The organism is Massilia brevitalea (assembly GCF_030711405.1).
In the GTDB taxonomy this organism is placed as follows: domain Bacteria; phylum Pseudomonadota; class Gammaproteobacteria; order Burkholderiales; family Burkholderiaceae_D; genus Telluria; species Telluria brevitalea.
The window spans coordinates 1-25,789 of the sequence record NZ_JAULSI010000047.1; the positions used below are offsets into that span (position 1 = coordinate 1).

30 protein-coding genes are annotated in these 25,789 nt (G+C 67.7%); 16 read left to right on the forward strand and 14 right to left on the reverse strand.

Annotation, left to right across the window (positions count from 1 at the left end; all coding sequences use genetic code 11):
- Window positions 1–104 precede the first annotated feature (104 nt).
- Together QWL29_RS22545 and QWL29_RS22550 are read left to right on the forward strand one after the other, a co-directional pair.
- A complete protein-coding gene (locus tag QWL29_RS22545; protein WP_305825098.1) occupies window positions 105–875 on the forward strand; it encodes a sulfite exporter TauE/SafE family protein in 771 nt (256 codons plus the stop codon).
- Between the two features lie 138 nt (window positions 876–1,013).
- Window positions 1,014–2,159 carry an acetyltransferase domain-containing protein gene (locus QWL29_RS22550; RefSeq protein WP_305825099.1) on the forward strand — a complete coding sequence of 382 codons (1,146 nt, stop codon included), beginning with the start codon at window positions 1,014–1,016 and terminating at the stop codon, window positions 2,157–2,159.
- Here the strand turns inward: QWL29_RS22550 and QWL29_RS22555 are convergent, their stop codons facing one another.
- On the reverse strand, window positions 2,160–3,101 hold the full coding sequence (locus tag QWL29_RS22555; RefSeq protein ID WP_305825100.1) for a N5-glutamine methyltransferase family protein: 942 nt from the start codon (window positions 3,099–3,101) through the stop codon (window positions 2,160–2,162).
- Window positions 3,102–3,306: 205 nt separating this feature from the next.
- On the opposite strand from QWL29_RS22555, the gene QWL29_RS22560 reads away from it, so the two are divergent.
- The 5 genes from QWL29_RS22560 (at window position 3,307) to QWL29_RS22580 (ending at window position 8,380) form a co-directional block, all read left to right on the forward strand.
- The gene (locus QWL29_RS22560; protein ID WP_305825101.1) at window positions 3,307–3,483 is read left to right on the forward strand and encodes a hypothetical protein; all 177 of its coding nucleotides are present in this window, start codon (window positions 3,307–3,309) and stop codon (window positions 3,481–3,483) included.
- Window positions 3,480–4,367 (forward strand): KPN_02809 family neutral zinc metallopeptidase, encoded by an 888-nt coding sequence (ypfJ, locus tag QWL29_RS22565; RefSeq protein WP_305825102.1) that lies wholly within the window; start codon window positions 3,480–3,482, stop codon window positions 4,365–4,367. The genes QWL29_RS22560 and ypfJ overlap by 4 nt, the downstream gene beginning before the upstream one ends.
- 191 nt (window positions 4,368–4,558) lie before the next feature.
- Window positions 4,559–5,743 carry a zinc-dependent alcohol dehydrogenase gene (locus QWL29_RS22570; RefSeq protein ID WP_305825103.1) on the forward strand — a complete coding sequence of 395 codons (1,185 nt, stop codon included), beginning with the start codon at window positions 4,559–4,561 and terminating at the stop codon, window positions 5,741–5,743.
- 10 nt (window positions 5,744–5,753) lie between these two features.
- A complete protein-coding gene (locus QWL29_RS22575; protein ID WP_305825104.1) occupies window positions 5,754–6,386 on the forward strand; it encodes a hypothetical protein in 633 nt (210 codons plus the stop codon).
- 158 nt (window positions 6,387–6,544) lie between these two features.
- The gene (locus tag QWL29_RS22580; RefSeq protein ID WP_305825105.1) at window positions 6,545–8,380 is read left to right on the forward strand and encodes a M4 family metallopeptidase; all 1,836 of its coding nucleotides are present in this window, start codon (window positions 6,545–6,547) and stop codon (window positions 8,378–8,380) included.
- 482 nt (window positions 8,381–8,862) lie between these two features.
- Here QWL29_RS22580 and QWL29_RS22585 read toward each other — a convergent pair whose 3' ends face one another.
- The gene (locus QWL29_RS22585) at window positions 8,863–9,564 is read right to left on the reverse strand and encodes a M23 family metallopeptidase (protein ID WP_305825106.1); all 702 of its coding nucleotides are present in this window, start codon (window positions 9,562–9,564) and stop codon (window positions 8,863–8,865) included.
- Window positions 9,565–9,636: 72 nt separating this feature from the next.
- Window positions 9,637–10,665, reverse strand: a complete 1,029-nt coding sequence (locus tag QWL29_RS22590) for a L,D-transpeptidase family protein (protein WP_305825107.1) — start codon at window positions 10,663–10,665, stop codon at window positions 9,637–9,639.
- 123 nt (window positions 10,666–10,788) lie between these two features.
- On the opposite strand from QWL29_RS22590, the gene QWL29_RS22595 reads away from it, so the two are divergent.
- A complete protein-coding gene (locus QWL29_RS22595; RefSeq protein ID WP_305825108.1) occupies window positions 10,789–11,103 on the forward strand; it encodes a 2Fe-2S iron-sulfur cluster-binding protein in 315 nt (104 codons plus the stop codon).
- On the opposite strand, the gene QWL29_RS22600 is transcribed toward QWL29_RS22595, so the two are convergent.
- A complete protein-coding gene (locus tag QWL29_RS22600; protein WP_305825109.1) occupies window positions 11,072–12,004 on the reverse strand; it encodes an alpha/beta hydrolase in 933 nt (310 codons plus the stop codon). The two genes, QWL29_RS22595 and QWL29_RS22600, sit on opposite strands and share 32 nt — an antisense overlap.
- 130 nt (window positions 12,005–12,134) lie before the next feature.
- Between QWL29_RS22600 and QWL29_RS22605 the strand changes: the two genes are divergently transcribed.
- Window positions 12,135–12,317 (forward strand): hypothetical protein, encoded by a 183-nt coding sequence (locus QWL29_RS22605; protein ID WP_305825110.1) that lies wholly within the window; start codon window positions 12,135–12,137, stop codon window positions 12,315–12,317.
- A 48-nt stretch (window positions 12,318–12,365) separates the two neighbouring features.
- Window positions 12,366–12,560: a hypothetical protein gene (locus tag QWL29_RS22610; RefSeq protein WP_305825111.1), complete on the forward strand. Its 195-nt coding sequence runs from the start codon at window positions 12,366–12,368 to the stop codon at window positions 12,558–12,560.
- Window positions 12,561–12,645: 85 nt separating this feature from the next.
- Here the strand turns inward: QWL29_RS22610 and QWL29_RS22615 are convergent, their stop codons facing one another.
- Entirely contained in the window at window positions 12,646–12,810 is a 165-nt protein-coding gene (locus QWL29_RS22615) for a hypothetical protein (RefSeq protein WP_305825112.1), read from the reverse strand.
- Between the two features lie 183 nt (window positions 12,811–12,993).
- Here QWL29_RS22615 and QWL29_RS22620 point away from each other — a divergent pair, with 183 nt between their 5' ends.
- On the forward strand, window positions 12,994–13,131 hold the full coding sequence (locus QWL29_RS22620; protein ID WP_229434963.1) for a hypothetical protein: 138 nt from the start codon (window positions 12,994–12,996) through the stop codon (window positions 13,129–13,131).
- A gap of 79 nt (window positions 13,132–13,210) precedes the next feature.
- Window positions 13,211–13,582, forward strand: a complete 372-nt coding sequence (locus QWL29_RS22625; RefSeq protein WP_305825113.1) for a hypothetical protein — start codon at window positions 13,211–13,213, stop codon at window positions 13,580–13,582.
- A 57-nt stretch (window positions 13,583–13,639) separates the two neighbouring features.
- On the opposite strand, the gene QWL29_RS22630 is transcribed toward QWL29_RS22625, so the two are convergent.
- The 3 genes from QWL29_RS22630 to QWL29_RS22640 all read right to left on the reverse strand — a co-directional run bounded on the left by QWL29_RS22630 (window position 13,640) and on the right by QWL29_RS22640 (window position 17,723).
- Window positions 13,640–13,849: a hypothetical protein gene (locus QWL29_RS22630; RefSeq protein WP_305825114.1), complete on the reverse strand. Its 210-nt coding sequence runs from the start codon at window positions 13,847–13,849 to the stop codon at window positions 13,640–13,642.
- A gap of 85 nt (window positions 13,850–13,934) precedes the next feature.
- Window positions 13,935–16,793: a bifunctional diguanylate cyclase/phosphodiesterase gene (locus tag QWL29_RS22635; protein ID WP_305825115.1), complete on the reverse strand. Its 2,859-nt coding sequence runs from the start codon at window positions 16,791–16,793 to the stop codon at window positions 13,935–13,937.
- Between the two features lie 123 nt (window positions 16,794–16,916).
- Window positions 16,917–17,723 carry a fused MFS/spermidine synthase gene (locus QWL29_RS22640; protein ID WP_305825116.1) on the reverse strand — a complete coding sequence of 269 codons (807 nt, stop codon included), beginning with the start codon at window positions 17,721–17,723 and terminating at the stop codon, window positions 16,917–16,919.
- 67 nt (window positions 17,724–17,790) lie between these two features.
- On the opposite strand from QWL29_RS22640, the gene QWL29_RS22645 reads away from it, so the two are divergent.
- The 4 genes from QWL29_RS22645 to QWL29_RS22660 all read left to right on the forward strand — a co-directional run bounded on the left by QWL29_RS22645 (window position 17,791) and on the right by QWL29_RS22660 (window position 21,121).
- Entirely contained in the window at window positions 17,791–18,066 is a 276-nt protein-coding gene (locus tag QWL29_RS22645) for a hypothetical protein (protein WP_305825117.1), read from the forward strand.
- A 5-nt stretch (window positions 18,067–18,071) separates the two neighbouring features.
- Window positions 18,072–19,238: a GGDEF domain-containing protein gene (locus QWL29_RS22650; RefSeq protein ID WP_305825118.1), complete on the forward strand. Its 1,167-nt coding sequence runs from the start codon at window positions 18,072–18,074 to the stop codon at window positions 19,236–19,238.
- 100 nt (window positions 19,239–19,338) lie between these two features.
- Window positions 19,339–20,322 (forward strand): Ppx/GppA phosphatase family protein, encoded by a 984-nt coding sequence (locus QWL29_RS22655; protein WP_305825119.1) that lies wholly within the window; start codon window positions 19,339–19,341, stop codon window positions 20,320–20,322.
- Between the two features lie 40 nt (window positions 20,323–20,362).
- The gene (locus QWL29_RS22660; RefSeq protein ID WP_305825120.1) at window positions 20,363–21,121 is read left to right on the forward strand and encodes a hypothetical protein; all 759 of its coding nucleotides are present in this window, start codon (window positions 20,363–20,365) and stop codon (window positions 21,119–21,121) included.
- A gap of 49 nt (window positions 21,122–21,170) precedes the next feature.
- Here the strand turns inward: QWL29_RS22660 and QWL29_RS22665 are convergent, their stop codons facing one another.
- The 6 genes from QWL29_RS22665 to QWL29_RS22690 form a co-directional block, all read right to left on the reverse strand.
- Window positions 21,171–21,458 (reverse strand): hypothetical protein, encoded by a 288-nt coding sequence (locus tag QWL29_RS22665; RefSeq protein WP_305825121.1) that lies wholly within the window; start codon window positions 21,456–21,458, stop codon window positions 21,171–21,173.
- A gap of 182 nt (window positions 21,459–21,640) precedes the next feature.
- The gene (locus QWL29_RS22670; protein WP_305825122.1) at window positions 21,641–22,285 is read right to left on the reverse strand and encodes an ABC transporter ATP-binding protein; all 645 of its coding nucleotides are present in this window, start codon (window positions 22,283–22,285) and stop codon (window positions 21,641–21,643) included.
- A gap of 14 nt (window positions 22,286–22,299) precedes the next feature.
- Window positions 22,300–23,097: a phosphonate ABC transporter, permease protein PhnE gene (gene phnE / locus QWL29_RS22675; RefSeq protein WP_305825123.1), complete on the reverse strand. Its 798-nt coding sequence runs from the start codon at window positions 23,095–23,097 to the stop codon at window positions 22,300–22,302.
- On the reverse strand, window positions 23,094–23,873 hold the full coding sequence (locus tag QWL29_RS22680; protein WP_305825134.1) for a PhnE/PtxC family ABC transporter permease: 780 nt from the start codon (window positions 23,871–23,873) through the stop codon (window positions 23,094–23,096). The genes phnE and QWL29_RS22680 overlap by 4 nt, the downstream gene beginning before the upstream one ends.
- A gap of 76 nt (window positions 23,874–23,949) precedes the next feature.
- A complete protein-coding gene (locus QWL29_RS22685; protein WP_305825124.1) occupies window positions 23,950–24,762 on the reverse strand; it encodes a phosphonate ABC transporter ATP-binding protein in 813 nt (270 codons plus the stop codon).
- Between the two features lie 29 nt (window positions 24,763–24,791).
- Window positions 24,792–25,670, reverse strand: coding sequence for a putative selenate ABC transporter substrate-binding protein (locus tag QWL29_RS22690; protein ID WP_305825125.1), 879 nt, complete (start codon window positions 25,668–25,670; stop codon window positions 24,792–24,794).
- Window positions 25,671–25,789 lie beyond the last annotated feature (119 nt).

Consider the following 25,789-nt stretch of genomic DNA (forward strand, 5'->3'; position numbering starts at 1 on the left):
CGGGCGACCGTACCGTGGGTTCGAATCCCACCCTCTCCGCCAGTAGTAAGAAAAAGGCTCCCGATGGGAGCCTTTTTCGTTTCCGCCCCCAACCGGCGCACGCCATGCACACCACGCTTCCCTTCATCCTCCTCAATACCGCCCTCGGCGCCGGCCTCGGTTTCGCCGGCGGCCTGCTCGGCATCGGCGGCGGCCTGATCGCCATTCCCACCCTGGCCTGGCTGTACGGCATGGACCAGCACCTGGCCCAGGGCACGGCCCTGGTCATGATCGTGCCGAACGTGCTGATCGGCTTTTTCCGCTACCACCAGAAGCACCGCATCGATCTGCGCGCGGTCGCCGCGATCAGCGTATTCTCGATGGTGGCCGCCTACGTCGCAGGGCGGCTGGCCAGCGGCATCGACTCCGGCGTGCTGCGGGTGGCGTTTGCCCTGTTCCTGGTTGCGCTTGCCCTCTACTTCGGCCAGGGCCTGTTGCGCAAGGGGAAGTTGCGCGCCGAGCTGGCCGCGCCGCGCCAGATGACGCGTTCGGCTTTGCCGCTGCTCGGGATCGTCAGCGGCGCCATGTCGGGCATCTTCACCATCGGCGGCGGGCTGGTGGTGGTGCCGGCCCTGGTCAGTCTGTTCCGCATGGAGCAGACCCGTGCGCAGGGCACGGCGCTGGCGCTGGTGGTGCCGAGTTCGGCGATTGCCTTGTTCGCCTATGCCCAGGGCCAGCACGTGGCCTGGGACGTGGGCGTGCCGATGGCTGTCGGCGGCATCCTCACCGTATCGGCGGGCGTGGCGCTGGCGCACAAGTTTCCGGCGGCGCGCCTGCGCATGCTGTTCTGCCTGGTGCTGCTGGTAACGGCGGGGGCGATGCTGGTTGCCGGCTAAGCGGACGCTGGCTTCGATATCAAGAGTGCGTTATCATTAAGGACGGCCCCACCCCCTGTGGCGTGGCGGCCTCCGTTCGCATGCCGGCCGCGCCGCCTGCTGTTCTTTAACCCAACGCTGCCGGCGCAGCCCAATCCCATGCAAGCACTCCAGGCCCATTCCACCGGGCGCCGCATCCTCGCCATCGACGCCCTGCGCGGCCTCGTCATGATCTTCATGCTGGTCGACCACGTGCGCGAGACTTTCCTCCTGCACCTGCAAGTGGCCGATCCGATGGTCGTGGCCGCCACGCCGCCCGCGCTGTTCGCCTCGCGCCTGGTCGCCCACCTGTGCGCGCCGGTGTTCGTGTTCCTGACCGGGCTGTCCGCCTTCCTGTATGCGTCGCGCCAGCCGGAGGGGAAGGGCGCGGCGGCATCCTTCCTCGCCAAGCGCGGCCTCTTCCTGGTCGTGCTGGAACTGACCGTCATCAATTTCGCCTGGACCGCGGCCTTTCCGCCGAACGTCGTCTACCTGCAAGTGATCTGGGCCATCGGCCTGTCGATGCTGGCGCTGGCCCTGCTGGTGCGGCTGCCGCGTCCGGCGCTGATCGTGCTCGGCTTCCTGATCGTGGCCGGCCACAACCTGCTCGACCCGCTGCACTTCGACGTCGGCCACCCGCTGCACGCGCTGTGGGCGGTGCTGCACGACCGTGGCTGGATCGAGGTGTCCGAGACCTTGCGCCTGCGTACCTCGTATCCGGTGCTGCCCTGGATCGGCATCATTTGCCTGGGCTATGCGTGTGGCCCGTGGTTTGACGGCGCCGTGTCCGCCGCGGTGCGCCAGCGGCGCCTGCTGACCTGGGCAGGCGTTGCGCTCGGCGTGTTCGTGGTGCTGCGCGCGCTGGACGTGTACGGCGACCGCCCATGGGCCGCCGGCGCCACGGCCGGCGAGACCTTGATGGCTTTCCTGAACGTGACCAAGTACCCGCCCTCGCTGCTGTTCGCGGCGCTGACGCTGGGTATCGGCCTGCTCCTGCTTTTCCTGCTCGAGCGCAAGGATGGCCGCCTGGCTGCATGGCTGGCGGTGCTGGGGTCGGCGCCGATGTTCTTCTATATCCTGCACCTGTATGTGCTGCAGGCGATGGCGCGCGGACTGCAGGCTGCCGGCATCGCGCCGCGCTTCGACAGCGTGTGGCCGGTGTGGGTGCTGGCCCTCGTGCTGACGCTGGCGCTATACCCCGCGGTGCGCGCCTTTGGCCGCTTCAAGGCGCGGCGGCGCGATCTGGCCTGGCTCAAGTACCTGTAATTACGACGCCCTGGTCGCGTGCAGCCACACCGCCGCGATCCGCTCCACGTCCTCGTAACCCTCGCAGTCGAGCTGCCCGCCGAAGATGTCCGGGTCGAGCTCTTCGTAGCGCCAGCCGGGGCAGCCTGCGTCCAGGCGCGGCCGGATCGTGTCCAGGAATGCATCGCGCCCGTCGATGATCGCAACGCCCGTGTACAGCAGCAGGGTCCCGCCCGGCCGCAGCCGTTCCAGAGCCGCTTCGACGATGTCCACCGACAGCGCCGCGCCGTGCATGCCGCCGCCATGGCGGTAGCGCAGTTCCGACGGATCGAGGATGTAGGGCGGGTTCGACAGCACCAGGTCGAAGCCGCCATCCAGGTCTTTCAGCAGGTCGCTGTGCAGGGTCGGTACGTTGGCGGCGCCGGCCAGGCGCGCGTTCACCGCAGCCAGGGACAGGGCGAAGCCGTTGATGTCCGCCCCCACCGACTCGCAGTCCGGGAAGCGGCAGGCGACCTCGATGGCGCCGGCGCCGCTGCCGGTGCCGATGTCGACCGCGCGGCGCGGCGGCGCGATGGCTTCCATCGAGCGCTTCAGGGCGGCGACGTAGCGGTAGGTATCGGGGCCGAAGAACACGGCGTCGTCTTCGCGCGTTGGAAACGCCGAGTGGAAGTAGAGGCGCTCGCCGATGGTCGAGGCGCGCACGGTGGCGCACAGGTGGCCGTTGCGTTCGCGCAGCACGCCGGCGCGGCGCATCAGGGCCAGCATCTCGCCCGGCACGGTATCCTCGGTGAACGGCCGGCTCCAGCCGAACACGCCGCGCAGGTCGACGGCGCGCGCATTCCCTTCGCGGCCGTTCACGCGGCGGTGGCTGGCGGGGGTGATGGTGACGAAGCGGTAGCCTGCGTGCTGCAGGGCCTGGCCCAGTTCGAACAGGGCGTCGGGGTCGTGGAGGGAAGAGGTCATGCCCTGAGCATCGGGGATTCGCCAGGCATACTCTGTTCGCCAGCGCACATAGCGCGCAGCGGCCTGCATCGTCATGCATGTGCGCCAGTGCAGAGCTATGTGAATGCCCGAACATACTGGCGCGCGCGGGCCGTCCATACTGCTACCATGGCGCAGCCGGCAAGACGCCGGCTGCCTTCACCACGCATCCAGCACAAGGAACATCATGAAGCCACTGTTACCGGACCAGGAACACATGCGCGTCGAACGCGAAGTCGAGCGCGAACGCAACGAACGCCACCTGAACGACGAGGCCCGCGCCGGCCTGGCCACCGACGACGAATTTCGCCGCAAGGATGCGCGTGAAAGCTTGAATTCCAGCAACCTGCGGCGGTCGAAATGAAGTGGGAAGGAGGACGCGAGAGCGATAACGTCGAGGACCGCCGCGGCGAGGGCGGTGGGGGAGGTGGCGGCGGCTTCGGCTTTGGCGGCCGCTCGATCGGGCTGGGCACGGTGGCCATCGCCCTGGTGGCGTCGATCTTCTTCGGCGTCGACCCACGCGTGGTGCTGGGCCTGCTCGGCGGTGGCGGCGGCCCCTCGCCGCAGGTGCAGCAGCAGCGCCAGGCCGACGCGCCCAAGGCCACCGACCGCGAATCGCGTTTCGTGGGCACTGTGCTCGCCCTGACCGAAGATGCCTGGACGCCTTTGTTCAAGGAGGGGGGCGGCACCTACAAACCGCCGCGCCTGGTGCTGTTCGAAGGCCGCACCGATACCGCCTGCGGCACCGGCAACAGCGCCACCGGCCCCTTCTATTGCCCGCCTGACCAGACCGTCTACATCGACCTCAGCTTCTTCCGCCTGATGCAGGAGCGCTTTAATGTGGCCGGGGAATTTGCCCAGGCTTACGTGATTGCCCACGAAGTCGGCCACCACGTGCAGAACCTGCTCGGCACCTCGGACCAGGTGCACAACGCCCAGCAGAACGCGTCTGAAAAGCAGGGCAATGCGCTGTCGGTGAAGCTGGAGCTGCAGGCCGACTGCCTGGCCGGCGTCTGGGCCTACCACGCCAACCAGAAGCAGGCCATCCTGGAAAGCGGCGACGTCGAAGCCGCGCTGGCCGCGGCCACTGCCATCGGCGACGACGCCCTGCAGCGCCAGTCGCAGGGCACCGTGGTGCCGGACTCGTTCACCCACGGCAGCTCGGCGCAGCGGGTGCGCTGGTTCCGGCGCGGCATCGACAGCGGCGACGTCCAGCAGTGCAATACCTTCGACGCGCGCGAGCTCTGATGCATTCAGGCTGCCGCGCGGAACGAGCGCTTTCCTGATGTGAATAATCTCTGCATATTGTCGAGTTATCCTGACAAAAATTTGCATTTTATTCCATTTAGGTAACGTGTTCGTTGGTGTTTTGGTATAAGCTTGAAAGAACTGACAGGCTCGCATGGCGGCGGGCCTCGCACACTTTCGAGGAGGAATCTATGCTGGCAATGAATTACCGCGGACCCTACCGCGTACGCGCCCAACACAAGCCCGACCCCGTGATCGAACACCCGGGCGACGCCATCGTGCGCGTGACGCGCTCCTGCATCTGCGGTTCCGACCTGCACCTGTACCACGGCATGGTGCCCGATACCCGCGTCGGCCATACCTTCGGCCATGAGTTCATCGGCATCGTCGAGGACGTCGGTTCCGGCGTGCAGAAATTAAAAGTGGGCGACCGCGTGCTGGTGCCGTTCAACATCTTCTGCGGTTCCTGCTTCTTCTGCCAGAAAGAACTCTACGGTAATTGCCACAATGTGAATGCGCAGGCCACCGCGGTCGGCGCCATCTATGGCTATTCGCACACGGCCGGCGGCTACGACGGTGGCCAGGCCGAATACGTGCGCGTGCCGATGGCCGATGTTGGCCCGACGATCATCCCCGAGGACATCGTCGACGACGACGCCGTCCTGCTCACCGACGCCCTGCCCACCGGCTACCAGGCCGCCGAAATGGGCAGCATCAAGGAAGGCGACACGGTCGTCGTGTTCGGCGCCGGCCCGGTCGGCATCTTTGCCGCCAAGTCGGCCTGGCTGTTCGGCGCCGGCCGCGTGATCGTGGTCGACGAGCTCGAGTACCGCCTGGAATTCGTCAAGCGCTACGCCCAGTGCGAGGTGGTCAACTTTAAGGACGTGGGCGACATGGCCCTGCACATCAAGAAGATGACCGACTGGCTCGGCGCCGACGTCTGCATCGACTGCGTCGGCGGCGACGCTGCCGGCAGCGTGGCGCAGACCGTCACCGGGCGCCTGCTCAAGATGCAGGCCGGCGCCGCCACCGTGCTGCACTGGTGCATCAACTCGGTACGCAAGGGCGGCAACGTGTCGATCGTCGGCATCTACGGCCCGACCTTCAACGCCGTGCCGATCGGGAATGCGCTGAACAAGGGCATCACCATGCGCATGAACCAGGCCAGCGTCAAGCGCCACCTGCCGCGCCTGATCGAGCACATCCGCGCCGGGCACATCGATCCGAAGCAGATCATCACCCACCGCATTCCGCTGGAAGAAGTGTCGGACGCCTATCACATCTTCTCGAGCAAACTCGACAACTGCATCAAGCCGATCCTGATCCCGCCACGTGCCCACGAGGTGCGTGCGGTGACGGCGAGCGTTGCGAAATAAGGAGCCACGTATGGAAAACCGCACCATGGAAAACCGTACCGACATGCAGCAGCACGACGATCACCAGGGGCATACCCACGATCTCGACCAACCCTGCCACCACGGCCACACGACCGAGGTCCAGCCGCAGCTGCGCGCAGTGCGCCCGACCCGCGACCAGATGAGCCACATCAAGGGCTGGGGCGCCGACCTCGAGCGCGAAAACCGTCCCGGCGTGCCGATGGAACGCACCCCGCCGCGCTACACCCCGGCCGACATCGCCGAGCCGTCGCCGCAGCCGCAGAACGTCGAAGTCCTGGTCTCCACCGAACGCCCGGGCATCACCCAGCTGTTCGGCACCGCGCAGCCGCCGTCGGGCGTGTCGGGCATGATCCGCCGCGCCGCCTTCAGCATGACCGAAAGCGACATCCGCCGCTGGCTGCTGTTGCTGGCGGCCGACCGCGTGCAGGTGGTCGAGGGCGTGGTCGACGACCTGGCCCACGGCCACGTGCCCAACATCCTCGGCGAAATGGGCATCAAGTCCGAATGGCAGTACAACAAGGCCGGGCTGGCGAAAAAGGTCGCGATTGCCGGCGCCATCGGCGCTGCTGCCTACTTCCTGCTGAAACGCGACAAGACCACGCCCGGCGACCGCTGGGATTGAGCGGCGCAGCAGCGGCCTGACACCCGCCCCGACCGTTGCGCCCAGGCGCACGCGGCGGGGCTTCTTGCGTTTAAGCAATAAGCGCGTGTGAGGCTCGTCCACACTTCGATGGTTACCGGTTCGCCCGTGCGGCCGGCATCCATTCGAATGGAGACGAGATGCGTGTTCATACAACCCTGCTGGCCAAAGCCATGGCCACCGCATTGGCAACCGCATTGGCCAGTGCCGTGGGCGCCCTGTTCGCGAGTGGCGCAGTGGCGGCGCCGATGATGAGTACGTCGAAGGCCGCGTCCGCGCAGGCGAGCGCGGCGCTGGTATCGAAACTGGCCGCGCAGCGCGCCAGCCGCGGACTCGACACCAACCACAGCTTCGTCGTGACCAGGCAGCATCCGGGCGTGCAGGGCACCCAGGTGGTGCGCGCCGCCCACACCTACAAGGGCTTGCGGGTATTCGGTTCCGAGTCGGTGGTGGTGCTCGACAATGCCGGCGCCATCGTGTCGGAAGCGGCCTCGGAGCGCCGCCTGCACCTGGGCCGCGGCAATGCCAACCGCCTGCGTCCGATGACGGCCGACTTCAGCGTCAAGCCATCCATCTTTTCCAAGGCGGCCATCGACGCGGCGGTGGCCGCCACGGTGGCAACTGGTACGCCTGTGGCCACGGCGGAGCCGGCGGCGCCGCCTGCCACTCACGTGGTGCCACCGACCGCCGAGCTCCTGATCTACCCGGTCATGCGCATCGAGCGCACCCCCGGCGCTGCCGACAAGCTGGAGTCCGAGCTGAACGCCGTCGACGTGGTCGAGCTGGTCGACCACTATGAACTGGCCTACCTGGTGCGCACGCGCATGCAGCAAAACGGCAGGCCGCTGTACTTCGACACCATTGTCAGCGCCAGGGATGCCCACATCATCGACCGCTGGAGCATGGTGCAATCCGTGATCGGCATCGGCAAGAGCCAGTACAACGGCGAAGTGCCGATCAGCACCACCCTGAAGGATGGCGCGTACAGCATGCTCGACCCCGAGCGCGGCACCGGCGGCGCCCATGGCGCCATGGCGATCACCAACGCCAATAACGGCAGCAGCGCCGGCAAGATGTACACCAACGCCACCAACACCTGGGGCGACGGCAAGCAGTACGTGCGCGGCGGCTCTACCACGGACGAGAACGGCCAGACCGCCGCCGTGAACGCAATGTGGGGCCTGATGAACACCTACGACGCGCTGAAGAACGTGCTCGGCTGGCAATCGCTGGACGGCCACAACACGTCCACCTACATCGCCGTGCACGTCAACAACGCCTACGACAACGCCTATTACAGCGACACCTGCGCCTGCATGTTCATCGGCGACGGTTCCAGCTTCACCAGCCTCGGTTCGATCGACGTGATCGGCCACGAGATGGGCCATGGCGTGACCGCCGCCACGTCGGACCTGGTGTATTCGGGCGAATCGGGCGGGCTGAACGAATCGAGCTCGGACATCGGCGGCGAGATCGTCGAAGCCTACGCGCGCGCCGGCGGCAAGGGCGAAGCGATCCCGAGCGGCGGCAACGACTGGATGCTGGGCACCGAGATCAGCCGCGAACAGACGCCATTGCGCTGGATGTACCGCCCCAGCAAGGACGGCAGCAGCCCCGACGCCTGGAGCACCGCACTGCGCCGACTCGACGTGCACTACAGCAGCGGGCCGAACAACCGGATGTTCTACTTCCTGTCGCAGGGCTCGAAGGCGGACAAGGATGGGGATTACTACAGCAAGTACCTGGTGAAGTCCCCGGCAGCGATGACCGGCATCGGCACCGACAAGGCCTTCAAGATCTGGTTCAAGGCCAATACCACCAAGTTCACATCGAGCACCAACTACGCCGGGGCACGCGAGAAGATGGTCGAGGCCGCGCAGGAACTGTATGGCGTGGCGAGTGCTGAAGCGATTGCCGTGCAGCGGGCGTATGCCGCGATCAATGTCGGCGCGGATGTGGATGAAGTATCGCCGTAAACCGGCGCTGGCGATCTATTGTTGACCCTCCCCGTACGGTGGGGGTTGAGAGGCCGGGGGCCTCTCAACCGAAGTGCCCACGCGGTTACGTGTTCCTCTCCGGGGACACGTGTCGTGAGGCGTCGCTCGTAAAGCATGAAACGGCCACGAACGATCGCGGCCGCTGGACACGTTACGAGCGATCCGCCGCCGCACGTGATCAACCGGAGACGCCCGTAACCGCGTGGGCACAGGGTGCCCACCGTACGAAACCGCTGACGCCAACCGTACGGTGGGCACGCCGTGCCCACGCGGTTACGTGCTTATCTCCCGGACACGTGCCGCGAATAGTCGCTCGCAAGGTATCACCAGGCCACAAAACGCCATCGGCTTTCGGACACGTTTCGAGCGATCCCTCGCCGCACGTGGCCAATCGGAGACGCCCGTAACCGCGTGGGCACGGGGTGCCCACCGTACGGTCATCCGTTCCCGGCCATGCGCGCTCAATCCCCCAGCATCGGATACGGATTGACCGGCGTCCCTTTCCACCACTGCTTCTCCGCCGTCAGCGCCACCACTGCGAAATGCAGGTGCGGCGCATTCGGGTCCGCGTTCCCGGTCGCGCCAACGTAGCCGATCACATCGCCGCGCTTGAGCTGCTGGCCTTCCTGGATGCCGTCGGCATAGCGCTGCAGGTGGGCGTAGTAATAGGCGTGCTTCTCGCTCGGATCGAATTGGTACAGGGTGATCCCGCCCGGCTTGCTGTTCAAAAGCTTGACCACGCGCCCGTCGCCCGCCGCACGCACCGGGGTGCCGGTCGGCGCCACGATGTCGAGCGCCTCGTGATGCCGTTCCTGGCCGCGCGGCTGGTCGAAGGTGTCGGTCAGCTGGGCGAAGGCGACGCCCTCGACCGGCACCAGCAGCTTGCCCGGCATGTTGCCGTCGGCCGTGAGTTCCGGCGCCGACGGCGTGCCGGTGGAGGCCCGCGGGGCAGGGCGGATCGGCAGGTCGGCATTCGCCAGGTCGGTCTGCACCAGGGGATTCTCCGGCGACGAGGTCCCCGCCGCGGGTGCGGCCGGCGGCGCGGGCAGGGCGCCGCCATCGATGACGATCGGATCGGGCGCGTCCGCGATCTGGCGCAGGTAGACGAACAGCCCACCCGCACCCACCAGCACGCCCAGCAAGAATGTGACCAGCCATCTCATGCCCTACCTCCTTGACGATACGCCCGGCGCCGCGCGCCGGCTGCGCTGATTAGACGAACACCGCTCCGGCCCTTACTGCTGCAGCACGACGTCCGTGCCCGCGCCCACCACCTGCGCTACCGCGGCGGCGCTCCAGTTGGTCAGGCGGATGCAGCCGTGCGACTCGGTCTTGCCGATGAACCTCGGCACCGGCGTGCCGTGGATGCCGTAGTGCGGCTTGGACAAGTCGATCCAGGCCACGCCCACCGGATTGTTCGGGCCGGCGGGGACGGTCGCCTTCTTGTGGCCCGGGTCGGCATCCCAGAACAGTTTCGGGTTGTAGTTGTAGGTCGGGTTCGGGAACACGCCCTCGATCTTCCAGTTGCCAACCGGGAGCGGATCGTGCTCGCTGCCGGTGGAGGCCGGGAACTGGGCGATCAGGCGGTCGGCGCCGTCGAACAGCATCAGCACCTTGCGGCTGTCGCTGACGACGACCTTGGCCGCCTGCGGCAGCGGAGCGCCGCCGTGCACGGCCGGCACCACGATCTGTTCGCCGGCGCGGGTGAAGGTCTTGCCGGGGTTCAGGCGCGCCAGCAGGTCCGGGCTGGCGTGGAATTTCTCGCCCAGCCCTTCGAGCGACGAGGCATAGCCCAGCTTGTCGAGCTTGGACTTCTCCATCATGTCTTCGGGAATCTTCACGAAGGGACCGTCGACGTCTTCGCCGGTCAGCACATAGGCGGTCAGCGTGGCCGTGGTGTCCTGGTTGAGCAGGTTCCAGGTGGCGTCGTCGAGCTTGCCGCTGGCTTCGAGGTTGCGGGTCTTCTGGAAGGTGGCCAGGGCCTGGCGCATGTTCGAGCCGTATTCGCCGTCGATCTCGCCGGGCGAGAAATGCAGGCGGTCGAGCAGGACCTGGGCGCGCAGCAGGCGCTCGAATTCGGCGCGCTCGGCGGCGGCATCGGCCTGCACGGGCTGGCCCGGCTGGCCTGGCTGGACGGCTGCGGCTGGTTGCGTACCTGCCTGCGCACCCATCTGGGGAGCTGGCTGGGGCGCGACCTGGGCGCAAGCGATACTGGCGGCGCCGGCACAAGCGGCGAGGAAAAATGGGGCGATGATTTTTTGCATTGGGCACCTGCGTACTTACTGAAAGAGACCCCAGCGTAGGCGCGCGGCATTTTCCGGTCTGTGCGGAAACGTACTGAGCATGGCCGCCACAGCAAAGCGGCGTCAGGCGCTACAATCGGTCGAATGCGCCCCGATGCCACATCCCATCCTACGCCCCCGGCCACGATCACGCTGCAACCGCTCGGATGCACCTTCCCGGCCGACGGCAAGACCATCCTGCAGGCGGCCGAGGCCGCCGGCTTCACGCTGCCCAGCTCCTGCCGCAACGGCACCTGCCGCACCTGCCTCTGCCGCCTCGAGAGCGGGGCAGTGCGCTACCTGGTCGAGTGGCCGGGGCTGTCGATCGAGGAAAAGCGCGAGGATTACCTGCTGCCCTGCGTCGCCGTGCCCGTCGGCGACGTGGTGCTCAAGGCGCCTTTGGCGAAGCGGCAGCCGTAGCGGCCGGCGCGGCGGGCTTCGACTGCGCCAGGGCGCGCTCGATGGCGCCCAGCACCTGCGGCCAGGCCGGGGAAGTGGCGGCCACCTCGTCGTAGTGGCTGGCGCCCGGCAGGATCACCACCTCGGCGCGGTCGCCGGCGGCTTGTGCGCGCGCCGCGTAGTCGTGCGCCACGCGCGGCGGCGAAATCGTGTCGAGTTCGCCCGTCACCAGGATCGTGTGGCTGCCGTTGGGCATCAGCTCGGCGGCATTCGTGTCGGCATACACGTCGGGCCGGTCCTGGCTCGGCGTGCCGGCCAGCTCCGGCGTATCGCGGCCGCAACTTGCCTTGATCAGCTCCCGCTCGCGGCGCAAATCGGCCAGGCCGCCCAGGCTGACCACGGCGCGTACCGGCAGCATCTGCTGGCGGTGCAGCACGCTGCCGGCCGGGATGCGTTCGCGGCCGGCAATCCACTGCACCAGTTGGCCGCCGGCCGAATGGCCGACCGCCACCACGCGCCCGAGATCGAGCCGATGCGCGCCGGCCTGGGCCCGCAGGGTGTCGAGGGCGGCATGCATGTCCTGGTACATGCCGGGATAGCCGCCGCCGGCTTCGTCGACGCGCCGGTATTCCACGTTCCACACCGCGATGCCGCGCGCGCGCAACGCGCCGGCCATGTTGCGCAGCTGGGTGATGCCGCCGAACTTCGCGGTCCAGCAGCCGCCGTGCACCAGCACCGCCACCGGGAAGGGGCCGGCGCCTTGCGGCAGGAACAGCTCGGCATACTGCGACGGGGCAGGGCCGTAGGCAACGTGGGCGTCCGGGGCCGGGCCGCTCAGGGCCATGTAGTCGGCCAGCTGCATCGGGGCGGCGCTGGCCGCTGCGGGAAGGACGGCGGAGAGGATCAGGGAACGCAGCTTCATGGTCGGATGGATGGAAAGAAAACGCCACTATACCGGGGCTTCAACGCTCGCGCACGATTGAAAACCCTCGCGGTTCTTCCATGCTAGGCTGCGCCAGACGTCAACGTTTTCACCACCACGGAGGAGCATGATGAGCCAATCGAAATCGGGCGGCGGCCCACAGAACAAGCAGTCGGACAACCTGTCTGAACAAGACCTGCAAAAGAAACGCGCCGGCAAGGAAGACAAGAGCAACCACGACGAGAAGTCGCGCGTGCGCGCCGGTACCGGCGAAGGCGCCGGCGGCGGCGCCAAGCAGAAGCAGAACCACTAAGATATTACCAGGCGCCCCGGGCAATGCTGTCGCGCTGCCCAGGCGCTTATGACAACAGAAAGGACGATGATGGACATCACCGACCCGCTCACGCACCGCGAGACGCTGCGCGCCCACTCGACGCCCGAACCCGAGCAGACCCCGACCCCGCCGACGATTCCGGTTCCCGACGACGTGCCCGATCCGGCGCACGCCCCGGTCGAGGAGCCCGTGATACCCGAGCCGCCGATCCGCGCGCAGTAAAGCCGCAGTACAAACCGCAATAAAAACCGCAGTACAAACAACAAGGGCGGGTTCGACCCCGCCCCTGTATTACGTCCCTGTCCCTTCAGGCCTTGTCCTGCTTGTCGTCCGACTTCAAGGGCGGGATTTCCTTGATCATTTCCTCGGTTTCCTTTTCGCCCGGCGTTTTCTCGCCGCTGCCGATGTCGTCCTCGTGCAGGATGGCGCCGCCCTTGGCGGCCGGGTCGGTGGTCTGGTGACGTGTGTTCATGCTGCGCTCCTTTGCTTGCGAATGTTGGAACAATCCTAACAGTCGTATCGCAAGACCGGCGCGCGCCATCGAAGATGTTGTAATTCACACAAAGTTACAAATATGTTCGGTGCCGAACGTTCCCTGTTTATGGATTTTTTTATAATATCCATTCACAGATGACTGAATTTCGGAGTAACACAGATGGGCAATTCCCTGCACAACAAGATTTACCTCGGCCGCAACCGCGGCTTCACCTCGCGCCGTTTCCAGGGCGTGCTGGCCGTGGCCGGCATCGTCGGCGCCGGCCTGGTCTGGATTGCCCTGCGTTCGCTGCGCTGAGCCGCAATCCGAGCGCCAAGGTTGCCCCCGGGCGGCGCGCCGGTTACCATGACGGCCGCAACAAACCTTGAAAGTGGCAATGAAGAACGAAAAACTGACGACCGACGAATACAACGCGCTGGAAATGATCCGGGGCGGCGTGGCCAGCGACCGGGTGAATGCCTGTGTCGGACGCAACGCCAAGCGCCTCGCCGGGCTGAAAATGGTGGCCTATGCCCGCAACGGCCGGCTCGAGCTGACCGAAAAAGGGCAGCAGGTCCTGTTCCTGCGCAGCTGTATCGGCGCGCTGAAGGCGCTGTCGCAGGATCCTGCTGCCGCGGTCGAGGCCGATGTAGTCGGGTTCCTGATGCGCAAAAACCACATCGCCGCGCGCGAAGAAGGTGGTTTTATCGTGACGGCCAAGGGCCAGGAATCGCTGGCCGACATCCTGGCGCAGGAACCGCGTAGCTGAATTGTTTGAATGAACGGGGTTAAAGCTAACCCTGTTCTGGTTTCACGCCTGTACCAATTACCCCCGGCGCCGCCGATGCGGATACACCAGTGTGCGCACCGCAATCTCCGCCGGCACGTTCATCGCCGCCAGGAATTCCGCCGCGCGCTGCAAGCCCAGGGTCGGGACCGACGCCACCGCCTGGTTCACCAGGTCGCGCGTGCGCAGGTCGGTGCGCACCACCCGCGCCTGTGCCTGTGCCGCCGGACGGGTTTCTACATCTTCCATGTCATCTACTCCACGTTGCACCAGAAAAGCGCAATTCTAGTGGAATGATGTAGAAATTTCTACATAGATATAATTATTCTACGGCTTACGCCGCAGCTGCAGCCGCGGCCTGCTCCGGCGGCGTAGCGATCTCGCTTGGCTGCAACCCGCGGCCCTCGACCAGCAACTGCTCGAACTCCGCCGCCGGCAGCGGGCGGCTGAAATAATAGCCCTGCATTTCGTCGCAGCCGTGGCGGCGCAGGTAGTCGAGCTGCTCGCCGGTCTCCACGCCCTCGGCGATCACGGCCAGTTTCAGGTTGTGGGCGAGGGCGATGATCGAGGTCACGATGGCTTCGTCGTTGGCGTCGCGCGTGATGTCGGCAACAAAACTGCGGTCGATCTTCAGCACGTCGATCGGGAAGCGCGACAGGTAAGAGAGGCTCGAGTAGCCGGTGCCGAAGTCGTCGATCGACAAATTCACGCCGAGCGCCTTCATGCGGTGCAGCAGCTCGACCGCCGGCGTGATGTCGCTCATGAACAGGCTCTCGGTAAGCTCGATTTCCAGGTATTTCGGCTCCAGGGCGGTGTCGAGCAGCACCCGTTCCAGGCCCTCGATCAGGTCCGGGGCGCTGAACTGGCGCGCCGACAGATTCACCGCCACGCGCAGCTTGTCGAAGCCGGCATCCTGCCAGGCCTTGTTCTGGGCGCAGGCGGTGCGCATCACCCAGGCGCCGATCGGCACGATCAGCCCGGTTTCCTCGGCGATGCTGACGAAACGCCCAGGCGGCACCATGCCCAGTTCCGGATGCTGCCAGCGGATCAGCGCTTCCATGCCGCAGATCTTGCCGGTCTTCATGTCCAGCTGGGGCTGGTAATACAGCACGAACTCGTCGCGTTCGAGGGCATTGCGCAATGCGCTTTCGATGCGCACGCGCTCCAGCGATTCCTCGTTCATGGCCGGGGTATAGAACTGGAAGTTGTTGCGGCCCAGTTTCTTGGCGCGGTACATGGCGATGTCGGCATGCTCGATCAGTTCGTCGGCGCCCGTGCCCTCGCTCGGCAATACGGATACGCCGACGCTGCAGGTGACGAAGAATTCCTTGGGGCCGAGCATCACTGGCTGGGCGACGGCATCCATCACGCGCTGCACGATGTCCGGGCTCAGGATTTGCTCGCCATGCTCGGACAGGATCACCACGAACTCGTCGCCCGACAGGCGCGCCACGGTATCGAGGTCGCGCAGCGAGGAGCGCAATCGCGCCGCCACCGTCATCAGGAGCACGTCGCCGGCCTTGTGGCCCATGCTGTCGTTGACGAACTTGAAGCGGTCGAGGTCGATCAGCATCACCCACACCGGCTTGCCGCTGCGGCTGGCGTAGGCCACGGCCTGTTCCAGGCGGTCCTGCAGCAGCGAGCGGTTCGGCAGGCCGGTCAGCACGTCGTGCTGGGCCACGTGGTGCACGCGCTGCTCGGTCAGCTTGCGCGCGGTGATGTCCGAGCCGGTGCCGCGGTAGCCGCTGAAGTTGCCGTGCTCGTCGAAGACCGGCTGGCCGCTGACCAGGAACCAGCGCGTGTCGCCGTTGTCGTCGGCCAGCTGGTACTCGAAGTTCGTGAATGCCTCGCGCGCCTTGACCTGGGCGATGTGGGCCCGGCCGGCTTCGCTTTCTTCCACGCCCGCCAGGGCTTCCCAGCGCGTCTTGCCAAGCAGGCGGTCGACCGCGACGCCGGACTTTTCGGCAAAGCCGCCGGTGATGGTCGTGAAGCGCAGGTCGCGGTCCTGCTCCCAGTACCAGTCGGAGGACATCGCCACCAGTTGGCGGAAGCGCTGCTCGCTGTGCTGCAGGGCCTTTTCGGTGCGTTCGCGCGCCACCATGTCGTCGACCAGGCGGCGGTTGGTGCGCTTCAGGTCGGCAGTGCGCTTGCGCACCAGTTGCTGCACGAGACGGGTACGCACGCCCGAGGCCTGTACCCAGGCCGCGCTGAGCAGGCTGAGCAGGATGCCGCCGGCCAGGATCGCCAGCGAGGCCAGGTGGTCGGCGGCGAAGGGGCGCGGCAGGGCGGTGACTTCCACCAGCCAGGGGCGGCCGGCCACGTCCAGGGTGTGCACCAGGTTTGACCGGTGCTGCGGCGCCAGCCAGGCGGCCATGGTGTCCTGCGGCAGCGGCGCGCCTTCGTCGCGGGTGCTGAAGACCAGGTTGGCCGGATCCGGGCGCGCCGCCGCGTACACCGACATCACGATCTGCTTGTCGCCCAGCAGGTTGGCGCCGGCCAGGACGCTGCTGACCAGTTCGCGCGCGCGCACCACCACGCCGGTGTCGCCGAGCAGCTTGCCGTTGCGGTCGAGCACCGGCATCACGATCTGGAAGCTGGGCTGGGGCTGTGGGTCCTGGATCAGCGGGAACAGGGCGGTGGCGGCGGCGCGGCCGTCGGCCTGGGCGCGCGCCAGGGCCTGGCCGAACTGCGGACGCACGCCCACGTCGAAACCGAAGGCGGCTTCGTTGCCGCGCATCGGTTCCAGGTAATACACGATGTGGTAACGCTCGCGCCGCTCGGCCGGCACGCGCCGGCTGTCGCGCACCTCGCCGATCACCGTGCCCGGCAGGATCTGCTGCAGTTCGGCCTCGACCGCGGGGCGCTCGGCGTCGTCGACCACGCGGTGGAAATTGAAGGCCTTGATGAAGGGGTGGCGCACCAGCAGCGGCGAGGTAAAGTCGTGGAACTGCTCGCGCGTCACCGGCGCGCCGAGGGCGAACAGCTGGTTGGTGACGGCCGCGACTTCGACCGCGTCGTGCAGGCCCTGGCGCACCGTGGCCACGCGCTGGTCGGCACGCTGGCTGAAGGAGAGGGCGAGGTTGTCGTATTCAAGATGGCTCACGCCCACGAACAGCGCGCACGAGGCGGCCAGGCCGGCGCCGAGGGTCAGGACGCTTGCGCGGGTGAGGGAAAACGACAGGCGACGCACCATGTATTGTTCCAGGAAAATTTGCTTGCCTAAAGGCACCAAAGCCCGGAAGTGTGCCATGGTTCCGCGCTTTTCGCCAACCACTTCCGCGTCCGGTGCGGCAGCCGTCGGCGCCTGTCGTCCGGATCAGACAGGACGGCGTGCCAGCCAGGCAACCAAGGCGCGCGCCAGCAGGCGGTTCAGGCAGGCCAGGCGCAGGCCGCGGGTCCGCATCAGGCGCGCATGGCGCTGCACGCCGGGCGCCGGCGCCGAACCGGAATCAGGCCGGCGCGGCGCGCGCAGGGCGAACAGGATGTGGTTGTTGCCGGCGATGCCTGCGAACCGGCAGACCCGGTGGTAGAAGGCGGCGTCGACGCGCGCCCGCAGTGCCGCATACTGCGGGTCGTAGCTGAGCAGGTTGGCCACCAGCACGCCGCCGTCGCGCAGGGCGCGCCGGCAAGCCGTGTAGAAGCCGGCGCTGCCGAGTTCCGGCGGCATGCCGGCGGCGTCGAAGCCGTCGACCAGGATCACGTCGCAGCTGCCTGGTGCGCCGGCAATGAAGCGGGCGGCGTCGGCGTGGATGATGCGCAGGCGCGCATCGTCGGCCGGCACGTGGAATTGCTCGCGCAGGGCAATCACCTCGGCGCTGATTTCCAGCACCGTGATGCGCGCCTGCGGGAAGTGGCGATAGCAGAACTTGGCCAGCGAGCCGCCGCCCAGGCCGACCATCACGATATGGCGCGGCTGCGGCACGAACAGGGCAAAGCACATCATGGCGCGCGAATAGTCGAGCACCAGGGCGTCGGGGCGCGACAGCAGCATCTCGCTCTGGATATCGCCGGGCACGAATTCCAGCGTGCGGCGGTCGCCGACGGTGCGCACCAGGGGCGCGAGGGACTGTCCCGGATCGGATTCGGAAGGCATGGCGCCAGTATAGCGGGGTGGGCCGGGCATCGTCCTTGCCTTGTTTGCAGGCATTAAATTCTGATAAGCTGACCCTTGCCCCCACACGGAGTTCTTCATGTTCCTGGATCACCCCACGATCACCGCCACCAACAGCCTCACCGAACCCGACCGCATCGAGCGGCTCAACCGCGTGTACGGCTACGAGATGGCGCTGGCCGAGAGCGAGGGCAATGCCGGCTTCGTCGAGCGGCTGACCCAGCTGCACGACCACAAGGGCACCCTGATCGTGTTCTGGAACGAAGCGCCGGGCGAGCACGACCGCAGCTGCTGGGAACGCGCCTGGGCCAGCCGGGTCGGCGACGGCACCGTCAACGTCGAACACGAATTCTGAACATCATGATGAACCTCGATTCCACCACCATGGTGCTGGTGCTGGCACTCGGCAACCTGGCCCTGTGCAGCCTGCTGTTCTTCTTCGACTACGGCGCCGCGCGCGCGCCAGGCCTGGCCAGCTGGAGCCTGTCGCGCCAGGTGCAGGCGGCGGCCTGGGTGCTGCTGGCGCTGGGCGGGGCGCGCGTGCTGCCGGAGGCGCTGGCGCTGCCGGCCGGCTGGGCCCTGCTGATCGGCGGCGTTGCGCTTGAAGCCGGATCGCTGTGGGAAGCGGCCAACCGTCCGCGCTGGCGCCGCGCCATGGTGCCGCTGGCCGTGGCCGCGGTGCTTGTGTTCCTGGTCTGCTACCTGATCGACGACATCGGCCTGCGCAACCTGGCCGCCTTGCTGCTGCTGGGCGGCTTCTATTTGCTGGCCGCCGCGGCCCTGGCCCAGGACTGGCGCCAGGCCGGCATGCTGCAGCGCGTGCTGGCGATTACCACCGCGCTGCTGGCGCTGGTGGTCGCCGCGCGCGGCCTGCTGGTGCTGGTCATGCCCGACGGCTGGCGCTGGCTCTCGCACGAGCTGTTGCGCCAGCTTTCCAGCGCCGCCCTGTATCTGCTGATGCTGGCCGGCGCCTTTGGCTGCCTGCTGCTGGCGCGCGAACGCCTGCAGGCGGAACTGGCGCGCCTGGAGACAGTCGACACCGTGGCCGACGTGCCGAACCGGCGCGGCTTCTTTGCCGCGCTGGCGCCCTGGATGGCGCTGGCGCGCCGCCCCGGCCAGCCGACCGCGCTGGTGGTGCTCGACCTCGACGGCTTCAAGCGCGTCAACGACGGCTACGGCCACCCGGCCGGCGACGTCGTGCTGCGCCACGTCGCCGCCCTGTGCAAGCGCCAGCTGCGCGACAGCGACCAGCTGGCGCGCCTGGTCGGCGGCGAGTTCGCGCTGCTGCTGCCGCGCACCGGTGGCGCCGAAGCGGCGCTGGTGGCCGAACGCATGCGCGCCGCGATCGAGGCGGCGCCGGTGAAGACCGAGCGCGCCATGATTTCGATGACGGCCAGCTTCGGCGTGACCACGATCCGCGCCGACGACAGCAATGCGATCCTGCTGCAGCGCGCCGGCGAAGCGATGCGCGCGGCCAAGGCGGCTGGGCGCAATCGCGTGATGCAGGCGGAAGAGGGCGCGGTTTGAGCGTTGCGGGCAGGCGGATACGCACGTAAACGCCCCTCCCGTCATCTCCCCGTCACAAACCCCCGTCATACTGCATGCTGACCTGTCAACACGCCCGCCGATGACCAATTCGCCTGCAGTGCCCCTGTACGCCGCCGTGGAACTCGGCTCGGACAGCTTCCGCCTGCACGTGGGCAGCGTCGAAGGGGGGCGGGTGCGCGTGGTGGCGACCCTGAGCGAACCGGTGCGGCTGGGCGCCGAACTCGAAGCCGGCGGCAGCATCGGCGCCGACGCCATGCGCCGCGCCCTCGATTGCCTGGAACGCTTCCGCGCCGTGCTGGCGCTGTGGGCGCCGCGTGCGGTGCGCGTGGTGGCCACCGCCGCACTGCGCATGGCGCGCAACGCAGCGGTCTTCGTGCCGGCCGCGGCGCGCGCGATCGGCCATCCGGTCGACGTCATCGGCGCCGAGGAAGAAGGGCGCCTGGTCTACCTCGGCGTTGCAGCTGCGCTAGGCGACGCGCACGAGAACCCAGGCCAGCGCCGCCTGGTCCTCGACATCGGCAGCGGCTCGACCGAACTGGTGCTGGGGCAGGACGAACGCATCGAGCGCGTGTACTCGTTCGGCGTGGGCGCGCTGCGCCATGGCCTCACCTTCTTCGGCGACGGCATCGGTCCCGGCGCCTTCGATGCGGCGCTGGACTCCTCGCGCAGCCGCTTCGCCGATGCCGGCGCGGCGCCCGGCATGCGCGGCTGGCCGCGCGCCCATGGCGCCTCGGGCAGCGTGCGCGCGCTGGCGGAACTGGCCGATGCCTTGCTCGGGCAGGCGCCCAGCCTCGATGCCGGGCGCCTGTACGCGCTGCGCCGCGCGGCCATCGAGGAAGGCGGCCTGGCAAGGATGGCGGCGCAGTGGCCGCAGGGAGGGCGGGCGGCGCAGGTGGCCGGGGCGCTGGCGATGCTGGTGGCGCTGGTCGAGGAACTCGGCATCGACGAGGTGGCGCCGGTGCAGGCGGGCCTGCGCGCCGGCGTCATCCGCACGCTGCAGCGGCGCTGCGAAGAAGAAGCGGGAGGAGCACCCGGCAGGACGCCCTACCGGGAATGCGTGTGATCGACTATATTGTTTACCTTGTTAAGCAGTGGAATACCCAATGACCAGAAAACCGGTTCCCGACGCGGCGGATGCCAGGCCGTCGGCACGAACGAAACAGGGCGCACGCGCGTCCGCCGGCGCGGCGGCCAATCCGGCGCCGAAAACCGCCAGGGCGCTGAAAGCGGCTGCGGCCGACGTGGCAGTGGCCAAGGCCGGCGCAAGGAAAACCAAAGGCGACACCAAGGCCGCTCCAAAGGCTGCGGCCCCGGAGCCGGCAAAGCGCAGCGCCAGGGCGGCGCCGAAAGCGGCCGACAAGGCGCCGGCGAAAGCAGTCAAGCCAGCGCCAAAGGCCGGCAAAAGCGTCGCGGCAAAGACGCCCGCAAAGCCGGCCGACAAGGCGTCCGGACCGGCCAAAGCAAGCGCGAAAGCAAGCACCAGGGTGGCCGCCAAGCCGGCTGCAAAGGCGCCCGCCCGCAGTGCCGCCCGCACTGGGGCCGATCGGCCCGCCACGGCGGCAAAGACCGCGGCCAAGGCACTGGTCAAGGCGAGCGGCAAGGCCGGCGTACGCGCCGTCCAGGCGCCGGTCGCCGAAACCGCGCGTCCTTCCCTGGTGCGCGACAGTTTCACCATGCCCGAGCAGGAATACGGGGTGCTGGCCGACGTCAAGCAGGCCTGCCTGAAAGCCGGTTTCGAGGTCAAGAAGAGCGAGCTGCTGCGCATCGGCGTGGCGCTGGTCGGCCGCCTCGACATGGCCACCCTGCGCCAGGTGCTCGACGGCCTGCCCCAGCTGAAGACCGGGCGCCCGCCCAGCCAGTAAGCGGCAACAACCGGCGGGCTGGCAAGCCCGCCAACTCTCTACTTCTCCGCTAGTGGATCGACGCGCTGGTCAGCTCCTTCAGTTCGCGGATCGAAATGTTCGACTTCTCGTGCATGCGCAGCAGGATCGTGGCGCCGACGTTCAGCTTGCGGTGGCGGATCTTGCTGATGATCGGGGGCTGGACTTCCAGCACCCGGCACAGTTCGGCGTCATTCTTCAAATGCAGCTTTTCAATAAGGGTGTCGAGCAGCTTGTTCGGGACGAAGCTCGACGGCTCGAGGGCGCGCGCGCGGTGCATCGCGGCCAGCATTTCCTGTTTTTTTTGGCGTACGTTCATGTACTCCTCCAAATACTGAATCTGGTTGAGGGGACAGGACCGTCTTGGAAGCGCCCGATGTTGTGTTAGCTTATGCGTGCGGGTCGTTGTGATATTACTACGCCTCCGCGCAGTACGACGCACTTTTCGCACGTAACGTGCGGCATCATCGTTCTTTCTGCCAGGAACTTAGCGATGCAAGCTCAGGCGGCTTGCAACCCGGAACGGGTCAGCAGCAAGACCTGGTCCGCCATCTCGGCCGCGGCATGCGAGTGGGTGACCATGATGGCGCCGGCGCCGGTCGCCTTGATTTCGCTGCGCAGCAGCTGCAGGATGCCGGCCGCCGTATCCGGATCGAGGTTCCCGGTCGGCTCGTCGGCCAGCAGCAGGGCGGGCCGGTGCACCAGGGCGCGCGCGATCGCCACCCGCTGCAGTTCGCCGCCCGAGAGCTGGCGCGGGAAGTCGCCGCCGCGTCCGCCCAATCCCACCGCCGCCAGCATGTAGTCGGCACGCGCGCCGGTTTCGCGGTTCAGGAGCAGCGGCAGCGCCACGTTCTGGCGCAGCGTCAGGTGCGGCAGCACGTGGAAGGCCTGGAAAATGAAACCCATGCGCGTGCGGCGCAGGCGGGTGGCGGCATCGTCGTCGAGCGCCGCCATCGGCAGGCCGTCGACCAGCACCTCGCCGCTGTCGGGAGCATCGAGTCCCGCGATCAGGTTCAGCAGGGTCGACTTGCCGACCCCCGATTCGCCCATGATGGCGATGAACTTCCCCGCTTCGAAACGGTGCGACAGCTTGGCCAGGACAGTGCGTCCGCCGTAGGTCTTGGTAAGGTCGCGCAGTTCGAGCATGGGCAGCTTGTCGGTTATCGGGTAAGGGCGCGCCGCAGCGCGAAACTGATCGCGTCGACCAGGGCCACCAGCAGCAGCATGGCCAGGATCACGGTGGCCGCGCTCGGCATCTGGAACAGCGACAGGTGGTACTTCAGCATCTGCCCCAGGCCGCCGGCGCCGACCACGCCCAGCACGGCGGCGGCGCGGATATTGTTCTCCCAGCGGTACAGGGTGTAGGACAGCATCTGCGGCAGGGTTTGCGGCAGGGTCGCGTAGAAGAAGGCGCCCAGCGCCGTCGCGCCGTTCGTGCGCAGCGTCGCTTCCGGCAGCGGCGCCGCGTTTTCCAGGGCGTCGGCAAACAGGCGTCCGAGCACGCCGGAAGTGTGCGCCGCCAGCGCCAGGGTGCCCGCGAACGGCCCCAGGCCGGCCGCCACCAGCAGCAGCGCCGCCCACACCAGTTCCGGGATCGAGCGCAGCACGTTCAGCACCAGGCGCACGGCGCCGCGCGGGCCCGCGCCCCAGCGCCCCGAGGCCGGCAGCGCCAGCACCAGGCCGGCGGCCACGGCCAGCAGGGTGCCGAGGGCCGACATCGACAGGGTCTCGATGGCCGCGTCCAGGGTTTTCAGGAGGAAGGGGGTGGCGCTGTCCGGCGGTGCGAAACCGGCCAGGAATTCGGCCATGGTGCCGGCGGCATCGGGCGTGAAGAAGGCGGCCAGGTCGAGCCGCAGCGTGGCGAAGCTGGCGACGACCAGCACGGCCAGCGCCAGCAGCAGCAGCGGCGTGCCCCAGGAGCGGGGCGGCGGGGGCGGCGCGCGTAGCGGTTCGCTCATCCCAGCCTCCGGCGCAGCAGCGTGGACACCAGGTCGGCCGCGGCCACCAGCAGCACGAACATGATGAGCATGGTGGCGACTTCGCCGCCGGCCATCATCTTGGTCGATTCGTCCATGCGCTGGCCCAGGCCGCCGGCGCCGACAAAGCCCATGATGGCCGAGCCCCGGATCGCGCATTCCCAGCGGTAGACGGTGTAGGACACGAGTTCGGCCGCCGCTTCGGGCAGCGCGCCGTACAGCAGGGCCGCCAGGCGCCCGCTGCCGTTGGCGAGCAGGCTGTCGCTGGCGTGGGCGTCGCTCGACTCGAGGATTTCGGCATACACCTTGGCCAGCATGCCGCAATAAGTGAGGGCGATGGCCAGCACGCCGGCGGTCGGGCCCAGGCCCACCACGCGCACGAACAGCAGGGCCCAGACCAGTTCCGGCACGCTGCGCAGAAGCACCAGCACCCAGCGCACTGCCTGGCGCAGCAGCGCGCTGCTGCGCCGCATGCGGCCGGTGCCTAGCGTCGATACCGACAGGCGCTCGGTCACCAGCAGGGTGGCGGGAATGGCGCCGAGCAGGGCCAGGAACAGGCCGCAGGTGGCGATCGCCACCGTGATCCAGGTTTCGTGCAGCACCATCGCCAGGAATTCGGCGGAATGCGCGGGATGCAGGAAGTCCGACAGGAAGTTGCCGGCCGCGGCCAGGCTTTGCAGATCGAACAGGATCCAGGGCTTGAATTCGCTGTAGACCAGCATCGGCCACAGCAGCACCAGGCCGAGGCCGCAGGCCATCAGGCGCCCGCGCCAGGCCGGGTCGGGATGAAGAGGGGGTGACAAAATGTGAGACGGCACGTATCGGATCCGCGAATCAGAGACAGGCGCCGACCGCGATGCGTTCCGGCGTTTCGTGCAGGTGGTGTTCCGGCGGCGGCAGCGTTTCGTTGGCGTAGAGCGCGGCGATCATCTCGTCGGATACCTGCTCGCGCGGCAAGTCGAACACGATGCGGCCGGCGCGCAGGCCGACGAGACGCTCGAAATGGGCGCGCGCCATCTCCACCTGGTGCAGGCTGCACACCAAAGTCGCTTTGCGCGCGGCCGCTTCGCCCTGCAGGGTCGACAGCGTGAGTTGCGCCAGCGCCGGGTCGAGCGCGGAGATCGGCTCGTCCACCAAAAACGCTTCGGCATTCGACAGCAGCAGGCGCGCCAGGCTGCAGCGCTGGCGCTCGCCGCCGGACAGGCGGTCGACGCGCGCGTACAGCTTGTCGCCCAGGCCGAAGCGGCTCAGGGCGTCGTAGGCGGCGTCCGGGTCGGCCGGCCTGAACAGCGAGGCCAGGGCCTGGCCCAGGCTCCACTGCGGCAGGCGCGCGGCCAGCACCGCGGTGACCACGCGCTGGCGCGGCGGCAGCGGCGGCGTTTGCGGCGCCAGGAACAGGCGCGTGCGCAAGGCATGGCGCGCGCGCTGCGGCAAGGCCCACGGGTCCTGGCCAAAGGCGCTGAAGCCGCCCTCGGCCGGCCGGTGGGCCAGCGCCAGGGTCGACAGCAGGGTGGTCTTGCCGGCGCCGGATGGCCCGATCAGCGCCAGCTGCTCGCCCGGCGCAATCGCCAGGTCGAGCGCCTGCAGCGCGGGCGCGCGGCTGCCCGTGAGGTGGCGGACCGTCAGTTTCTCGAGCTTGAACGTCATCGGCTGAATGCGCGGCAAGACCGGGTGGATTACTTCAGCAGGCCGGCATTGCGCGCGGCCGCTTCGATCGCCTTGTAGTTCTCCGGCTTGGTGGCGATGAACCTGGTGGCGCGCTGCAGGTCGAGGATCTGCTTGCCTTCAGGCGTCGAATCGTCCAGGGCCAGGAAGGCGTCGCGGATCTTCTTTTGCAGCGCCGGGTTCATGTTCGAATGCACCGACCAGTTGTAGTCGTAGTAGCCCGGGGTGGTGTAGAACACGCGCACGACTTTCGGGTCGACCTTGTTGGCTTCGACCAGCTTTTCCCAGACCGAGATGTTCAGCGCACCGGCATCGACCTTGCCGCCGGCCACGGCCGCCACGGTGGCGTCGTGTGCGCCCGAGAACGAGATGCGCTTCAGGTCGGTGTCCGGATTGATCCTGGCGCCCAGCAGGAAGGAGCGCGGCATCAGGTGGCCCGAGGTCGAGGATTCCGAGCCGAACGACAGGGTCTTGCCCTTCAGGTCTTCCAGCTTGTTGATGCCGGGCTGGGTGGTCACGAACACCGAGCGGAATTTCTCGTCCTCGGCGCGCTGCACCAGCGGCGTGATCTGGCCCTTGCTGCGCACGTTGGCCTGCACGAAGGTGAAGCCGCCGAACCAGACCATGTCGAGCTTGTGGTTGACCAGGCCTTCGACCGAGGCGGCGTAGTCGGTCACCGGGGTGAACTCGACCTTCAGGCCGGTGGCCTTGGCCAGGTAGTCGCCCAGTGGCTTGAACTTGCGCTGCAGCTCGGTTGGCGCTTCGTCGGGAATGGCCGACACTTTCAGCACGCCAGGCGTGTTCTGGGCCGCGGCGCCGGGCGCGGCGAACGCGAAGGAAACGGCGACGGATGCTGCGAGCAGCGACTTCAGGGCGGAGATGGGCGACATGGTATGGGCTTTCTTGTTAATAAGGTCTTGCAAGACGGATGGCCTGCACGCTTGCGTGGCAGGCGAACGCGGAGATTCGGCGCTTCGGGCTATGATAGCAAAAACGTCAACATCTCCAG

Bases quoted from the DNA above. Each gene is read 5' to 3' on its own strand.
- QWL29_RS22545 (WP_305825098.1), top strand. From the start codon at position 105: ATGCACACCACGCTTCCCTTCATCCTCCTCAATACCGCCCTCGGCGCC.
- QWL29_RS22550 (WP_305825099.1), top strand. From the start codon at position 1,014: ATGCAAGCACTCCAGGCCCATTCCACCGGGCGCCGCATCCTCGCCATC.
- QWL29_RS22555 (WP_305825100.1), bottom strand. From the start codon at position 3,101: ATGACCTCTTCCCTCCACGACCCCGACGCCCTGTTCGAACTGGGCCAG.
- QWL29_RS22560 (WP_305825101.1), top strand. From the start codon at position 3,307: ATGAAGCCACTGTTACCGGACCAGGAACACATGCGCGTCGAACGCGAA.
- ypfJ (WP_305825102.1), top strand. From the start codon at position 3,480: ATGAAGTGGGAAGGAGGACGCGAGAGCGATAACGTCGAGGACCGCCGC.
- QWL29_RS22570 (WP_305825103.1), top strand. From the start codon at position 4,559: ATGCTGGCAATGAATTACCGCGGACCCTACCGCGTACGCGCCCAACAC.
- QWL29_RS22575 (WP_305825104.1), top strand. From the start codon at position 5,754: ATGGAAAACCGCACCATGGAAAACCGTACCGACATGCAGCAGCACGAC.
- QWL29_RS22580 (WP_305825105.1), top strand. From the start codon at position 6,545: ATGCGTGTTCATACAACCCTGCTGGCCAAAGCCATGGCCACCGCATTG.
- QWL29_RS22585 (WP_305825106.1), bottom strand. From the start codon at position 9,564: ATGAGATGGCTGGTCACATTCTTGCTGGGCGTGCTGGTGGGTGCGGGT.
- QWL29_RS22590 (WP_305825107.1), bottom strand. From the start codon at position 10,665: ATGCAAAAAATCATCGCCCCATTTTTCCTCGCCGCTTGTGCCGGCGCC.
- QWL29_RS22595 (WP_305825108.1), top strand. From the start codon at position 10,789: ATGCGCCCCGATGCCACATCCCATCCTACGCCCCCGGCCACGATCACG.
- QWL29_RS22600 (WP_305825109.1), bottom strand. From the start codon at position 12,004: ATGAAGCTGCGTTCCCTGATCCTCTCCGCCGTCCTTCCCGCAGCGGCC.
- QWL29_RS22605 (WP_305825110.1), top strand. From the start codon at position 12,135: ATGAGCCAATCGAAATCGGGCGGCGGCCCACAGAACAAGCAGTCGGAC.
- QWL29_RS22610 (WP_305825111.1), top strand. From the start codon at position 12,366: ATGACAACAGAAAGGACGATGATGGACATCACCGACCCGCTCACGCAC.
- QWL29_RS22615 (WP_305825112.1), bottom strand. From the start codon at position 12,810: ATGAACACACGTCACCAGACCACCGACCCGGCCGCCAAGGGCGGCGCC.
- QWL29_RS22620 (WP_229434963.1), top strand. From the start codon at position 12,994: ATGGGCAATTCCCTGCACAACAAGATTTACCTCGGCCGCAACCGCGGC.
- QWL29_RS22625 (WP_305825113.1), top strand. From the start codon at position 13,211: ATGAAGAACGAAAAACTGACGACCGACGAATACAACGCGCTGGAAATG.
- QWL29_RS22630 (WP_305825114.1), bottom strand. From the start codon at position 13,849: ATGGAAGATGTAGAAACCCGTCCGGCGGCACAGGCACAGGCGCGGGTG.
- QWL29_RS22635 (WP_305825115.1), bottom strand. From the start codon at position 16,793: ATGGTGCGTCGCCTGTCGTTTTCCCTCACCCGCGCAAGCGTCCTGACC.
- QWL29_RS22640 (WP_305825116.1), bottom strand. From the start codon at position 17,723: ATGCCCGGCCCACCCCGCTATACTGGCGCCATGCCTTCCGAATCCGAT.
- QWL29_RS22645 (WP_305825117.1), top strand. From the start codon at position 17,791: ATGTTCCTGGATCACCCCACGATCACCGCCACCAACAGCCTCACCGAA.
- QWL29_RS22650 (WP_305825118.1), top strand. From the start codon at position 18,072: ATGATGAACCTCGATTCCACCACCATGGTGCTGGTGCTGGCACTCGGC.
- QWL29_RS22655 (WP_305825119.1), top strand. From the start codon at position 19,339: ATGACCAATTCGCCTGCAGTGCCCCTGTACGCCGCCGTGGAACTCGGC.
- QWL29_RS22660 (WP_305825120.1), top strand. From the start codon at position 20,363: ATGACCAGAAAACCGGTTCCCGACGCGGCGGATGCCAGGCCGTCGGCA.
- QWL29_RS22665 (WP_305825121.1), bottom strand. From the start codon at position 21,458: ATGAACGTACGCCAAAAAAAACAGGAAATGCTGGCCGCGATGCACCGC.
- QWL29_RS22670 (WP_305825122.1), bottom strand. From the start codon at position 22,285: ATGCTCGAACTGCGCGACCTTACCAAGACCTACGGCGGACGCACTGTC.
- phnE (WP_305825123.1), bottom strand. From the start codon at position 23,097: ATGAGCGAACCGCTACGCGCGCCGCCCCCGCCGCCCCGCTCCTGGGGC.
- QWL29_RS22680 (WP_305825134.1), bottom strand. From the start codon at position 23,873: ATGGCCTGCGGCCTCGGCCTGGTGCTGCTGTGGCCGATGCTGGTCTAC.
- QWL29_RS22685 (WP_305825124.1), bottom strand. From the start codon at position 24,762: ATGACGTTCAAGCTCGAGAAACTGACGGTCCGCCACCTCACGGGCAGC.
- QWL29_RS22690 (WP_305825125.1), bottom strand. From the start codon at position 25,670: ATGTCGCCCATCTCCGCCCTGAAGTCGCTGCTCGCAGCATCCGTCGCC.